Genomic DNA, 14,218 nt, shown 5'->3' on the forward strand with positions numbered 1-14,218 from the left:
AGGATCAGCCGCGCTCCGGCGGCACTGACGACAGTTCGAAAGGACTGCTGCTGCGCCGCTGGTTGCGGTCTTCCCGTGGCGTGGCGCCGAAGAAGTTGCGATAGGCGCTGGAGAAATGCGGCCCCGAGGAGAACCCGCACGACAGGCCGATCTGGATGATCGACTTGCTGGTCTGCATCAACATCTGCCGGGCCTTGTTCAGGCGCAGTTCCAGGTAGTACTGGCTCGGCACGCGGTTGAGGTATTGCTTGAAGATCCGCTCCAGTTGGCGACGGGACACGCACACATGCTGGGCGATTTCGTCGGTGGTCAGCGGCTCTTCGATGTTCGCTTCCATCAGCAGTACCGCCTGGGTGAGCTTCGGATGGCTGGAGCCGAGACGGTTCTGCAATGGAATGCGCTGACGCTCGCCGCCTTCGCGGATGCGTTCGACCACCAGTTCTTCGGAGACCGCGCCGGCCAGTTCCGCACCGTGATCACGGGCCAGCACCGCCAGCAACAGATCGAGTACCGACATGCCGCCGCAGGCCGTCAGGCGATCGCGATCCCAGTCGAACAGATGGCTGGTGGCGATGACTTTCGGGAAGCGCTCGGCGAAATCGTCCTGCCAGCGCCAGTGCACCGCCGCGCGGTAACCGTCGAGCAGACCGAGTTGCGCCAACGGATACACACCCGCCGACAGACCGCCGATCACACAACCGGCACGCACCAGTTGTTTGAGCGCGCTGCTGAGTGCCGGCGCCAACGTGGTCGGTGGCTCATCAGCGAGCAGGAACAGTTTCTGGAAGTTTTCGAGTTTGCCGGCCCACGGTTCGCCAGGCAGTTGCCATTCACCTTCGGTCGGTGCTTCGGCCTGCAGGAACGACAACTCGTAAACCACGTCCGGATGCACACGCTGGGCAACACGCAAGGCCTCCTCTGCCAGCGCCAAAGTCAGAGCTTTAGTGCTGGGCCAAATCAGGAAACCAATTCGATGGGCAGTCATGGCGGGCGATCCGAAACGTAAACAGAGGGAAAAACCGAAATCGGCTGCAACCAAATTAGACCATCTGGCGCGCTGCGCAGCATGACCTAATTTGGTGCATAACGGGAGCGATTACTTGAGGCTGCCCGAGAGGAATTGTTGCAAACGTTCCGACTGCGGATTGACCAGCACTTCACGCGGGTTGCCGCTTTCTTCGACGACGCCTTTGTGCAGGAACACCAGTTGATTCGACACTTCACGGGCGAAGCCCATTTCGTGGGTTACCACCACCATGGTCCGGCCTTCCTGAGCGAGGGCCTGCATGACTTTCAGCACGTCGCCGACCAGTTCCGGGTCGAGGGCCGAAGTCGGTTCGTCGAACAGCATCACTTCCGGTTCCATCGCCAGCGCACGGGCAATCGCCACACGCTGCTGCTCGCCACCGGACATGTGCCCCGGGAACGCATCCTTACGATGGGCCACGCCGACCTTGTTCAGGTAGTGCTCGGCTTTCTCGCGGGCTTCAGCCTTGGACACGCCCAGCACGTGAACCGGCGCTTCCATGATGTTTTCCAGCGCGGTCATGTGCGACCACAGGTTGAAGTGCTGGAACACCATCGACAGGCGCGAACGCATGCGTTGCAGCTGTTTCGGATCAGCGGCTTTCAGCGCGCCGTCCTTGTTCGCTACCAACTTCAACTCTTCGTTGTTGAGCAGGATCTTGCCTGCGTGCGGCTGCTCGAGCAGGTTGATGCAGCGCAGGAAAGTACTTTTGCCGGAGCCACTGGAGCCGATGATGCTGATCACATCGCCGGCGGCCGCTTTCAGGGAAACGCCCTTGAGCACTTCGTGACTGCCATAGCGTTTATGCAGGTCTTGGACTTCAAGTTTGTACATGCGGTCGGTTCTCACAAAAACAGTCAGTCGTTGAGCAAAGGGCCGTCGCGCAGCGCATCGCGCCCCGCCACTTTGGCCAGCCAGAAACCGGGTTGGGCGTAACGCAGCCGCTCAATGGCAAACAGCACCCCGGACGTACCAGCACACACCGTGCTGACCCGATCCGACAGCGGATCGATCACTTCGAAAATCTTGTCACCGGCTTCAACCCACTCGCCGGGCTTGCGCAGAAAACTCACCACGCCGGGGTGCGGCGGCAGCAGCAATTCGGTGCCTTCGAACGGCATGCCTTCGCACGGTTCGCGCACGGCGCTCGGCCACTCGCCACGGATCAGGCCTTGTTCGGCGAGGAATGCCAGGATCCCTTCCGCCCAGGCTTCGGCTTGCGCTGGTGTGGTGTCAGCCTGACCACCCAGTTCAACGGTGGTCGCCAGGCACGCCAATGGAATCTGCGCGTCCGGGAACAGGCGCGACAGACGCAGCCACGGCAACGAGCAAGCCTCGTCGAACGAGCTGCCACCGGAGTCTTCCGCCAGCAGGCCGACCTTCACATCCAGATGCGCGGCGAGCGAACGCCACTGCGGCCAGTGCTGCGGCAAGGCGTACATGTGCAGCGCGGCTTCGCAGTCGCAATGCAGATCCAGCACCACATCGGCGGTGGCGGCATGTTGCAGCAGGATGCGCTGCATGCCTTGCAACTGGCTGCCGGCCTCGGGCAATGCGGCCAGGTGATCGGCCATTGCCTGGCGGATCATACGGATGTTGGCGTGCGGATCATCACCGAGTTGTCCTTCAAGCGTAGCGGCCACCGGGGCGCTGAGCTCGACGAAATCACGGTTGAAATTCTTGCCGCTGCCGGCCTCGAAACGCCCCTGATGGTTGCCTTGCAGCAACTGGCCGAGACCCAGCGGGTTGGCCACGGGCACCAGTTCGATGACGCCGTTGAGCTGGCCCTTGGCTTCGAGTTCGCCGAGGCGCTTTTTCAGTTCCCAGGCGGTGCGCATGCCGGGCAGTTCGTCCGCGTGGAGGCTGGCCTGGATGTAGGCCTTGCGCTCGCCGCTGCCGAAGCGAAACACCGAGATCCGGCGCTCGCTGCCCAGGTGGCTCCACGGCAGAACGTGGTCGATGCGTTCCATATCAGTGCTTCCTCGGGGCCAGGTAGCTCAGCCAGCGACGCTCGGCCAGCTTGAACAGGCGCACCAGAATGAAGGTCAGGCACAGGTAGAACACGCCAGCGGTGATGTACGCCTCGAACGGCAGATAGAACTGCGCGTTGACGGTACGGGCCGCGCCGGTGATGTCGATCAGGGTCACGATGGACGCCAGACTGGTGGTCTGCAACATCATGATCACTTCGTTGCTGTACTGCGGCAGCGCCCGGCGCAGGGCCGATGGCAGCAGGATGCGCTTGTACATCTTGAAGCGCGACATGCCCATGGCCTTGGCCGCTTCAATCTCGCCATTCGGCGTGGCCTTCAGGCTGCCGGCGATGATTTCGGCGGTATAGGCGCTGGTGTTGATCGCAAATGCCAGGCACGCACAGAACGTTGCGCTGGACAGCCACGGCCAGAGGAAGCTTTCACGCACCGCTTCGAACTGGGCCAGACCGTAGTAGATCAGGAACAGCTGAACCAGCATTGGCGTGCCGCGAATCACGTAGGTGTAAAGCCAGGCTGCGCCATTGACCAAGGCGTTCTTGGATACGCGCATCAGGCCCAGCGGCAATGCCGCGAGCAGACCGAAGAACAGCGACAGCGCGAGCAACTTGAGGGTCGTGACCAGACCGCCGAGGTACAGCGGCAGGGCCTCCCAAATGACGTTGTAGTCGAAGATCATAGATCAGCCGCCCTTACGCCTACCGAGTAGCGCTTCTCAAGGTGACGCAGCGCCAGCAACGAGACGCTGGTGATCACCAGGTACATCGCCGCCACTGCGAGGAAGAAGGTGAAAGGCTCGCGGGTGGCGTCGGCCGCCTGCTTGGCCTTGAACATCATGTCTTGCAGACCGACCACGGAAATCAGCGCGGTGGCCTTGGTCAACACCAGCCAGTTGTTGGTGAAGCCCGGAATCGCCAGACGGATCATCTGCGGCACCAGCACGCGGAAGAACACCTGGAAGCTGCTCATGCCATACGCCATGCCGGCTTCGGCCTGACCTTTGGGAATCGCCATGAACGCGCCGCGGAAGGTTTCCGACAGGTACGCACCGAAGATGAAGCCGAGGGTGCCGATACCGGCAGCCAGCGGGTTCAGGTCGATGTAGTCGTCGTAGCCGAGCATGGGTGCGACGCGGTTGAGCAAGTCCTGACCGCCGTAGAAGATCAGCAGGATCAGCACCAGGTCGGGAATCCCGCGAATCACCGTGGAATACAGATCGCCCAGCCACGCCAGCCAGCGCACCGGCGACAGGCGCAACGCGACGCCGATCAGCCCGAGAACGATGGCCAGGGCCATGGACGACAAGGCGAGCTGAAGCGTCAGCCAAGCGCCATCGAGGATGACAGCCCCGTAGCCTTTCAACATGATTCAGGTCCTCGAAAGTTGGGATGAAAAAATGGCGCAAACCGCAGAGATCCTGTTGCTTGCGCCATTTCGGACGGGTCGAGCGACGTCTTTACTTGCCGTAAATGTCGAAGTCGAAGTATTTGTCCTGGATTGCCTTGTACTTGCCGTTCTCGCGGATGGCCGCGATGGCGGTGTTGATCTTGTCTTTCAGGGCGTCGCCCTTGCGTACCGCGATGCCTACGCCGTCGCCGAAGTATTTGACGTCGGTGAACGCCGGGCCCACGAACGCGAAGCCTTTGCCGGCGTCGGTTTTCAGGAAGCCGTCATTCAACAGCGTAGCGTCCGCCACGGTGCCGTCGAGGCGGCCGGCGGCCACGTCGAGGTAGATTTCGTTCTGCGAGCCGTACGGCTTGATCTCGGCACCCAGCGGGGCCAGGACTTCGCGGGCGAAGCGCTCGTGGATCGAACCACGCTGCACGCCAATGTTCTTGCCTTTCAGCTCGGTCAGGCCTTCGCTGACAGCGGTGCCTTCTTTCATGACCAGGCGGGCCGGGGTGTTGTAGTACTTGTTGGTGAAGTCCACGGACTTCTTGCGGTCGTCAGTGATGGACATGGACGACAGGATCGCGTCGATCTTGCGCACTTTCAGTGCCGGGATCAGACCGTCGAACTCTTGCTCGACCCACTGGCACTTGACCTTCATTTCTTCGCACAGTGCGTTGCCGATGTCGTAGTCGAAACCGACGATGCTGCCGTCCGGCGCTTTGGAAGCAAATGGAGGGTAAGCCGCTTCGATACCGATTTTCAGAGGCTTTTCATCGGCGAATGTCGGCAGGGACAGCACGGACAGTGCCAGGGCGCCAAGCAGCACAAGTTTCTTCATCTTGGGACTCCATCGGTAAAGGGCAAAAACGGCAGAGTGAGCGACAGCCCAATATGCGAATGGGTGAAACAGAAAAGCGGTGCTGCATCCGTGGGAAATTTCCCATTGAAACCGTCAGCGATTTCAACACGAGCCACGACGAGCGAGTGATCGGCATTCTAACGACAGGCCCGAAGCCGATATTTCTTCAATGCGACAACTAATTACAGATGCACCGAGAAACCCGCTTGAGCACATTGACAGCCCTGCAATTTCATGCAAGAGCGAAAGACAGTGAACCGATCTATGCTGCAAATTGCGGGCCTATTATTCGCAAACCCTTCTAATCCGGCAAGCGCGGGGTTATGTCTTATTTTTCACCGGCGGTTTTGAGGCCCAAAAACGGGGCGATGCGTTTCCGGATGCCCCGTTGCGGAGCAGGCGGTTACACATTCAGTTACTGGAAGGTGGGCGGGTAACAGTGGGAATGGGCTGACGGAGCAATTCGATAATTATTGGCTGCCGATTTTTTGTTCCATCAGAGGGTTGCAGCTTTGCATGACAAACCGCTTTCGCTGGCAAGCCAGCTCCCACAGGGATCTCCGTTGCTCCCGCAACCTCCAGCACACCACAAAACCTGTGGGAGCTGCGGTGCGACGATTCGACTTGCCAGCGAAGGGGCCAGCACTAACAACCCATAAACTCCAGACAACAAAAAGCCCCGCCCGGCGCAATGCCGGACGGGGCTTTTCAGTCTTCAGACCCGCCGCTTACGCGACGTTCATGGTCTTGTGCGTATCGATCAGATGCTGCACCACACCCGGATCGGCCAGGGTGGAGATGTCGCCCAGGCCTTCGTATTCGGCGGTAGCGATCTTGCGCAGGATGCGGCGCATGATCTTGCCCGAACGGGTCTTCGGCAGCCCCGGCGCCCACTGGATCACGTCCGGCGAAGCGATCGGCCCGATCTCCTTGCGTACCCAGTTCTTCAGTTCCAGACGCAGTTGTTCGCTCGGCTCTTCGCCGTTCTTCAGGGTGACGTAGACATAAATGCCCTGCCCCTTGATGTCGTGCGGCACACCGACCACCGCTGCTTCGGCGACTTTCGGGTGAGCGACCATCGCGCTTTCGATCTCGGCAGTGCCCATGCGGTGGCCAGAGACGTTGAGCACGTCGTCCACGCGACCGGTGATCCAGTAGTAACCATCGGCATCGCGACGGGCGCCGTCACCGGTGAAGTACATGCCACGGAAGGTCTTGAAGTAGGTGTCGACGAAACGGTCGTGGTCGCCGTACAGAGTGCGCGCCTGACCCGGCCACGAATCGAGAATCACCAGATTGCCTTCGGCCTCGCCCTCAATGATGTTGCCGAGGTTGTCCACCAGCGCCGGCACCACACCGAAGAACGGACGTGCGGCCGAACCTGGCTTCAGGGTATGAGCCCCCGGCAGCGGGCTCATCATGTTGCCGCCGGTTTCGGTCTGCCACCAGGTATCGACGATCGGGCAACGGGACTTGCCGACGTTCTTGTAGTACCAGTCCCAGGCTTCCGGGTTGATCGGCTCGCCCACCGAACCGAGCAGACGCAGGCTGCTGCCGTCCGCGCCTTCAACAGCAGCGGTGCCGGAGGCCATCATCGCGCGAATCGCGGTCGGCGCGGTGTAGAGGATGTTGACCTTGTGCTTGTCGACGATCTTCGCCACCCGGGTGATGTCCGGGTAGTTCGGCACGCCTTCGAACAGCAGCGTGGTCGCGCCGTTGGCCAGCGGGCCGTAGACAATGTAGGAGTGACCGGTGACCCAGCCGACGTCGGCGGTGCACCAGTAGATTTCGCCCGGACGGTAGTCGAACACGCGCTCATGAGTCATCGCCGCGTACAACAGATAGCCGCCGGTGGTGTGCTGCACGCCCTTCGGCTTGCCGGTGGAGCCGGAGGTATAAAGGATGAACAGCGCTTCTTCCGCGCCCATCTCTTTCGGCGCGCAGACAGTGCCCGCCACTTTCATCAGGTCTTCGTACCAGATGTCGCGATGCTGGTTCCACTTGATGTCGCCGCCGGTGCGCTTGCACACGATGACTTTTTGGATGCTGCTGGTTTCCGGGTTGGTCAGGGCGTCGTCGACGTTGGCCTTGAGGGAAATCTTCTTGCCGGCACGGATGCCTTCGTCAGCGGTGATCACCACTTTCGAGCGGCAATCGATGATGCGACCGGCCAGGGCTTCCGGCGAGAAACCGCCGAACACCACCGAGTGAATCGCGCCGATGCGGGTACAGGCCAGCATGGCGACCACGGCTTCGGGGATCATCGGCATATAAATGGTCACCACGTCGCCGCGGTGCACGTCCTGACCACGCAGGGCGTTGGCGAACTTGCAGACTTGTTCGTGCAGTTCGCGGTAGGTGATGTTGCGGCTTTCGGAAGGATCGTCGCCTTCCCAGATGATGGCGACCTGATCGCCGCGCTCGGCCAGATGACGGTCGAGGCAGTTGTAGGAAACGTTCAGGGTGCCGTCGGCAAACCACTTGATGTCGACATGGTGGTCGTCGAACGAAGTCTGTTTCACCGTGGTGAAAGGCTTGATCCAGTCGAGGCGCTTGGCTTGTTCGCGCCAGAAGCCGTCAGGGTTGACGACCGACTGCTGGTACATGGCTTTGTAGGTCGCCTCGTCGGTCAGCGTATTGGCCAGAACCTCGGGACGAACGGGATACAGAGAAGCCGCACTCATCTTTCCTACCTCGGTGTAATAGTTGTTTTTGTATGACCCTGTTGTAGCCGGGGCGACCGTATAGAACCATTCGACGATGGTAGTAACAAGCCCCTACAGGTCGTGGCGATAATCCCAAGGCTCGCCTTCAATGACCTCGCAGGCCTTGAATCTACTGGCCTCGCAGCGATTGTTACCAAATCTGCCAAAGGTGTTTATCAAAACCCCATCTGTTTACACCCACCGCGCCTCCCTAAAATCTGCCTCGCCGACAAGGCAAAGTGATTAACAACGTTACAGCCCCCACGAAGGCCGTTAATCCAGCTCTGAAGTAACAAACCAAACGATGAAGTTCCACACGCAACCCCAAAAAGGTTGCGTGACCCCACTCGACCTCAAGAAGGTAAATTTCAAATGAAAGCTTTATTGGTTCTGGCCCTCAGCAGTCTGTGCGCAACCGCCATGGCAGACGAGGTCCCGACTGATGTCGCACAGCAACAACCGGCCATCGAGGAATACACTTACTCCACTCACCTGGACATCGCTAAAGTTGTATCGATGAGCGAAGTTCCGAATGTCTGCGAAGTGGTTCCGATGAAAATGGAGTACGACGACTCCACCGGCCAGCGCCACATCCTGCGTTACAGCGTGATGGGTAACGGCTGCACCAATTGATGGTTTGAGACTGCACCGAATCGGATCACTCAGCGCAACATCGAGGGTCGATTCCAGCCCGGCTTCGGTCGGGCTCAGTTGTGTTTGAAGAGACGTAAAAGGCTTGCAAAACACAAGATATAGTAAAAAACGCGGTTTTTTGCTCGTTTTTTGAGCAACCAATCACACGCAGAAAAATTAATGAAAAAAAATTCTCCAGGGCCAATCCCGGCGAAAGCCCTGTAAACCCTCGCTCCAAACGAAATCACCCTCCCGCTCGACCGCCCTGCGCTGTTTCGCCCTCCCCCACGCCGATGTTTTTTTCCCTATAATGCCGCCCAATCGGGTCAGCAATATTCCCTTACAGGGATCAAAGCCATTCTGAAGCCCCGCAGCAGCGTCCACGCTGACTCGCGCCCGTCAGAGGCTCTCGGAAACCCGTAAAAATTTTCTGTTTATTGCCTGCGTTGCACCGCTGCAAAAAACGACATCCAACGCGGCCTGTACGGCCGTGTGAAAAACCAACCAATCAGTTTTCACACGGGCACAGGCCCTCACGCAGGAGACGACACGTCATGCTGAGCTGGGACGAATTCGACAAAGAAGACAGTGAAGTAGCAGTAAAAGGCGCCAACGCCGGCCACGCTACCGAAGCCAACATGGACCGCCTCGACAGCGCCGGCGGTGCCGCCGCCCTCGAAGCCCGCGCCGTGACCGCCGAAGACTCGGCCGCCGTGGCCCGCGCCAAGGCTGCACTGGATTCCCTCGACGTCGCCGAAGGCCTCGCCGAACTCGAAGGCTCCGCCGCCCGTGTCGCCGTTGACGAAAAGCGCATGATCAACTGCCGCGCCGACCTCAACCAGCTCGTGCCATTCAAGTACGACTGGGCCTGGCAGAAATACCTGGACGGCTGCGCAAACCACTGGATGCCGCAAGAAGTCAACATGACCGCCGACATCGCCCTCTGGAAAAACCCGGAAGGCCTGACCGACGACGAGCGCCGCATCGTGATGCGCAACCTCGGCTTCTTCTCCACCGCCGACTCCCTGGTTGCCAACAACCTGGCCCTGGCCGTGTACCGCCTGATCACCAACCCGGAATGCCGCCAGTACATCCTGCGCCAGGCCTTCGAAGAGGCGATCCACACCCACGCCTACCAGTACTGCATCGAATCGCTGGGCATGGATGAAGGCGAGATCTTCAACATGTACCACGAGATCCCGTCGGTCGCGAAAAAAGCCGCCTGGGGCCTGAAATACACCCGCGCCATCTCCGACCCGGAATTCAACACCGGCACCGTCGAAACCGACAAAGAGCTGCTGCGCAACCTGATCGCCTACTACTGCGTTCTGGAAGGCATCTTCTTCTACTGCGGCTTCACCCAGATCCTCTCCATGGGCCGCCGCAACAAAATGACCGGCGTCGCCGAGCAGTTCCAGTACATCCTGCGCGACGAATCCATGCACCTGAACTTCGGCATCGACGTGATCAACCAGATCAAAATCGAAAACCCACACCTGTGGGATGCCGAAATGAAGGAAGAAGCCTCGCAGATGATCCTGCAGGGCACTCAGCTGGAAATCGAATACGCGCGTGACACCATGCCTCGCGGTGTGTTGGGTATGAATGCTGCGATGATGGAGGACTACCTGAAGTTCATCGCTAACCGTCGCCTGTCGCAGATCGGTTTGAAGGAAGAGTACCCAGGGACCACTAACCCGTTTCCTTGGATGAGCGAGATCATGGACTTGAAGAAAGAGAAGAATTTCTTTGAGACTCGTGTGATTGAGTATCAGACTGGTGGGGCGTTGAGCTGGGATTAATCCGATGCTCCCTTGAAACACAGCAAGGGCTACCACTGGTAGCCCTTTTTTTGATTTTCGATTCGACAGAACCAGCTCGTCGACCTCACCCTTATCTCTTCAATTCTCACCTGCTAGACTGGTCTCGCATCATCACCATTTTTTCGGAATTCGGCATGCAACCTGATATAGATCACGCACGATTCCTAGCAAGGATTCTCAACCGTACAACATTTACGTCGCTAGCCCGTGGAGAAAATCCACGCGACATTTTCAAACTCTACCTAGATAAAATCGACCCCATACACATCAGTACAACTAACGACTTATATGCTTACGCATATAAATCGATTCAAAAAAATTATAGAAATGAATATATATATAAATCCGCCATCGCGGATCGCATAATTTTTGGCAGACACAGCCCAAACTCATCAGCACTCTCAATAGAACTACCAGTGGGAAGCTCTATTGTAGATGCTGCGGTATTCAATGGAACATCAACAGCGTACGAGATAAAGACCGAATTCGACAGCCCAAGAAGGCTAACTTCTCAGACACCAGACTATACAAAAGCCTTTGACAAGATATATATCGTCACACATCCACAACAAGCAAAACGCTACGCTGAAAAAGCCGACTCACACATTGGAGTATTATCATTAACATCAAAAGGAAGTCTTTCAGAAATAAAGCCAGCAACCAGCAACATTAAAAATATTGACCAAAAAATAATATTTAGAATGTTGCGAAAAGACGAATACTTACCAGCGCTCGAAAAAGTAACAGGAGAAAAAATTCAATTACCCAATGGCATAATAAGAAATCATTGTGAAAAAATATTTTTAGAAATTGAGAAACAGGCAGCACACAAAATTTATATAGATGCAATGCGCCAAAGGACAACCAAACCTGAAACTGTAGACTTCATGAGAAGCCTTCCTAGCCATTTAAGGGTTCTCGGATATGCCTCCCCTCTGTCCAGACCTCAGAGAGCTCGTTTACTAACGGCACTTGAGGAAAAACTTAATTAGCCACATTTTCATTAGCAAGGAAAGCAATATGTATAGCCCGTACCTTTACGCACGCGCATCAGAGTTACTAGCTCTAAGATCCCTGATCAGTGAAAAAACTGACTTAACAGGACTATTACCGATATTAGAGCCCGTAACTTCCGACACTAGTGGCATACATCGCTGCATGGACGCCTTCGGAAACGATAAAAAACCCTTAATAGTCGTTACGAACCCAAACCAACACCAATATTTAAATAGCCCAGCAACGCAGGCAAATCTTGTCAAAAACAGTCAACACTTATTCAACAGTCATTCATCCTTACTCCCTGGTTACTGCATAGGATCCACAACTACACAAAGCCACGTAGCTGCATTCCTAAAACAGTACCCAAGCAAAAACGTCGTACTTCTTTACAACAACCCAGCTCTTAGCGAAGCAGAAATACAGACAAACGCTACTCTTAGTCAAGTTTCATTCCATGTAATCCTCAACGACAAAATCTCCACCGCACAACTATCTAAAATACCAAAAAACAAAGCCATAATCACACAAGATTTTTTCAACAAACTTGACCGCAACGCAGACTACAGTGGAAAAGAGTTTTTTACGGACAAACACAAAGCCGTAGGTAAAGATTTCTGTGCAATTGGTGATTACACCATCACGGGAAAAAAACTCGAAATGGGTGGCGGAAAACCCGGCGCCGTGGCAAGCCATATAATCTATAAAAACTCCAATACCTCAGACATCTGGATTGAACACTTTGTATCAGATGAAACCGATAGAAACATCAGTGACGCAGAAACAAAATTCTTAGAGATGGCGCGAAAACTAGTCCGTCAAGTAAAAAGCTTGCCAACTGAGTTTGGCTGGAATAGCAGCTTGAAAGCCTACGACGACCATGTAAAACATAGTACATGGTCAGGACTGCCAAAAAACAAAGAATATCAGATAAAACACCACATCCAGCTTATGCTTGACGTTTTAAATAAACGACTCTAAACAAAAAGGCCGAGCGATTAAAAATCGCTCGGCCTAAAGCTCGTATGATTAACTCAGAACACTTGATAAATAAATCTAGCTCTTGACCACGAGAACAAATATCCATAGGCTTTTGTCTCCGGCGCCTAAGAAACGCCTCAAGTAGCGGCTTGACTGCTCCCGAAAGATGCGGCTTTTTTGTGCCTATGGATTTCTCGTGGGCGTAAAACACCTCTGCTATGTCGGGAGTGGGCTAATACAAGACCCGAAAGGGGAATATGTCCGGCCTTCTACTTGGGGTTTCTTAACTCCCGGCGCCTTAGCCCTAAGAAAGCTATCAAGTAGAGGTAATGGATATGCCTAAGATTTTTCCCTTCTCAGTGAAGGAAATCACCTACAGCTTTACTGCTGCATTTACGCCTCCACACAAGGAGGTCGATCATGTCTGAACCCATCACACCCACAGTTTTTAATCGTCACAACCTAGCCCTTCACGCCCTCCTCCTTGAAAACCAACCGTGGTTCTGTGCCCGCGATATCGGCCGCCTTATGGGTGTCCACCTATGCGATCGCATGGTCAACAAGCTAGATAAAGATCAGCACCGCTTCCTGTGGATCGATTATTACCGACAACCCGAAAAACAGTTGATGCTCAGCGAGTCTGGTGTGTATGCGCTGCTGGTGTATCACTACGTCCCAGGGAACCGACTGCTACGTGAGTGGCTAACCAATCAGGTTGTGCCGGCCTTGCGCGACGCGGAACCGTCCGAGAACACGGATCGACCGATGTTGAGTTTGTTGGATTGGCCGGAGATGTCGCTGAGCTTGCTGCATTGGCGAGATGAAGGCTGGATTCGGCTGCGAGATATGCCTTACCTGCTGAATGATCAGAGCCAAGGGCGAGCTAGGGCGGCGAAACCTTGGTGGCGGAGAGTCGCGCAAGCATTCCAGCCTTCGAAGCATTCGATGGGTTAAAGCTGTGGTTGTAGGACCGCGCGAGATCCGTCGCGATTTTCTGTAGGAATTTTCGTAGACAGCGGTAATGGCCACTCAGTATCGTCCGAGGGTTAACAACCCTCGGCGACTGTATGGATACGAAAAAGGAACAAAAAGGCTGGACCAATGACGAATTGGAAGCATCGGTCGACGCCTATCTCGCGATTCAAGCGAAATATCCAAGCGATGAAAAATTCAACAAGTCTGCAGAGCACAAGCTTCTGCAGGATGGCGTGCTCGCCAGTCGCAATACCAAGTCGATCGACTATCGCCTACAAAATATTTCGGCTCTCTTTGATGAGCTGGGGCTGAAGCCAATTGTTCACTACAAGCCGAAAGTGAACATTGGCTCGGGAATAGCCGCGCGCCTGACCAAAATTTTAGAAACCAAAGGCCTTTTGACTCAGAGCACCGAACTGCTTGCTACCGAGGGTGGTGTTCGGAGTCGACACGTTAAGCCAGCCAGAGCACAGAATTTCGTAGACGTTCCAGAAGACGACTCGCTCCCACATCAAGGGGTGACAGTTACCCGATACTTCGTTCGAAATTCAAGAATCAAAGATTGGATTCTCGAAAACGCTAAAGGTATTTGTGAGGCCTGTGATCAACCAGGTCCGTTCGAAATGGATGGAAAACCATACCTTGAGGTTCATCACGTTAAACACCTGGCACAACAGGGTAAGGATCGCAAAAACAATACTGTTGCGCTCTGTCCAAATTGCCATCGGCGCTGCCACCACTCGAGCGACCGAGTGGAGTTCACTGATTCGCTCTATAAAAAAGTGAAACGGTTGAAGCGACAGTAAAATCTCTGCCCAACAGAGGCTGTGATGAGG

The 14,218-nt window shown here is 55.7% G+C and carries 13 protein-coding genes; 6 read left to right on the forward strand and 7 right to left on the reverse strand.

The window, feature by feature from the left end; genetic code table 11:
- Positions 1 to 4: 4 nt before the first annotated feature.
- From argR to acs, 7 genes are all read right to left on the reverse strand, one after another.
- Entirely contained in the window at positions 5 to 985 is a 981-nt protein-coding gene (gene argR / locus KJY40_RS23085) for a transcriptional regulator ArgR (protein ID WP_085709719.1), read from the reverse strand.
- A gap of 111 nt (positions 986 to 1,096) precedes the next feature.
- Positions 1,097 to 1,861, reverse strand: a complete 765-nt coding sequence (locus KJY40_RS23090) for an ABC transporter ATP-binding protein (protein ID WP_003227281.1) — start codon at positions 1,859 to 1,861, stop codon at positions 1,097 to 1,099.
- Positions 1,862 to 1,884: 23 nt separating this feature from the next.
- The gene (locus KJY40_RS23095; RefSeq protein WP_230733012.1) at positions 1,885 to 2,997 is read right to left on the reverse strand and encodes a succinylglutamate desuccinylase/aspartoacylase family protein; all 1,113 of its coding nucleotides are present in this window, start codon (positions 2,995 to 2,997) and stop codon (positions 1,885 to 1,887) included.
- Between the two features lies 1 nt (position 2,998).
- Positions 2,999 to 3,697, reverse strand: a complete 699-nt coding sequence (locus tag KJY40_RS23100) for an ABC transporter permease (protein WP_230733013.1) — start codon at positions 3,695 to 3,697, stop codon at positions 2,999 to 3,001.
- The gene (locus KJY40_RS23105) at positions 3,694 to 4,383 is read right to left on the reverse strand and encodes an ABC transporter permease (RefSeq protein WP_007951063.1); all 690 of its coding nucleotides are present in this window, start codon (positions 4,381 to 4,383) and stop codon (positions 3,694 to 3,696) included. The genes KJY40_RS23100 and KJY40_RS23105 overlap by 4 nt, the downstream gene beginning before the upstream one ends.
- Before the next feature lie 91 nt (positions 4,384 to 4,474).
- Positions 4,475 to 5,248 (reverse strand): ABC transporter substrate-binding protein, encoded by a 774-nt coding sequence (locus KJY40_RS23110; RefSeq protein WP_007951064.1) that lies wholly within the window; start codon positions 5,246 to 5,248, stop codon positions 4,475 to 4,477.
- A gap of 749 nt (positions 5,249 to 5,997) precedes the next feature.
- Positions 5,998 to 7,953, reverse strand: coding sequence for an acetate--CoA ligase (acs, locus tag KJY40_RS23115; RefSeq protein ID WP_114884931.1), 1,956 nt, complete (start codon positions 7,951 to 7,953; stop codon positions 5,998 to 6,000).
- Positions 7,954 to 8,346: 393 nt separating this feature from the next.
- Between acs and KJY40_RS23120 the strand changes: the two genes are divergently transcribed.
- The 6 genes from KJY40_RS23120 (at position 8,347) to KJY40_RS23145 (ending at position 14,188) form a co-directional block, all read left to right on the forward strand.
- Positions 8,347 to 8,607, forward strand: a complete 261-nt coding sequence (locus KJY40_RS23120; RefSeq protein ID WP_085709715.1) for a DUF2790 domain-containing protein — start codon at positions 8,347 to 8,349, stop codon at positions 8,605 to 8,607.
- Between the two features lie 554 nt (positions 8,608 to 9,161).
- Positions 9,162 to 10,409: a ribonucleotide-diphosphate reductase subunit beta gene (locus KJY40_RS23125; RefSeq protein ID WP_085709714.1), complete on the forward strand. Its 1,248-nt coding sequence runs from the start codon at positions 9,162 to 9,164 to the stop codon at positions 10,407 to 10,409.
- 155 nt (positions 10,410 to 10,564) lie between these two features.
- The gene (locus KJY40_RS23130; protein ID WP_230733014.1) at positions 10,565 to 11,422 is read left to right on the forward strand and encodes a sce7726 family protein; all 858 of its coding nucleotides are present in this window, start codon (positions 10,565 to 10,567) and stop codon (positions 11,420 to 11,422) included.
- Between the two features lie 28 nt (positions 11,423 to 11,450).
- Entirely contained in the window at positions 11,451 to 12,407 is a 957-nt protein-coding gene (locus KJY40_RS23135) for a sce7725 family protein (RefSeq protein ID WP_230733016.1), read from the forward strand.
- Positions 12,408 to 12,827: 420 nt separating this feature from the next.
- Entirely contained in the window at positions 12,828 to 13,361 is a 534-nt protein-coding gene (locus KJY40_RS23140) for a BRO-N domain-containing protein (protein WP_230733018.1), read from the forward strand.
- A 113-nt stretch (positions 13,362 to 13,474) separates the two neighbouring features.
- Entirely contained in the window at positions 13,475 to 14,188 is a 714-nt protein-coding gene (locus tag KJY40_RS23145) for an HNH endonuclease (RefSeq protein WP_230733020.1), read from the forward strand.
- The last annotated feature ends 30 nt before the right edge of the window (positions 14,189 to 14,218 follow it).

Source organism: Pseudomonas fitomaticsae (genome assembly GCF_021018765.1).
Lineage (GTDB): Bacteria > Pseudomonadota > Gammaproteobacteria > Pseudomonadales > Pseudomonadaceae > Aquipseudomonas > Aquipseudomonas fitomaticsae.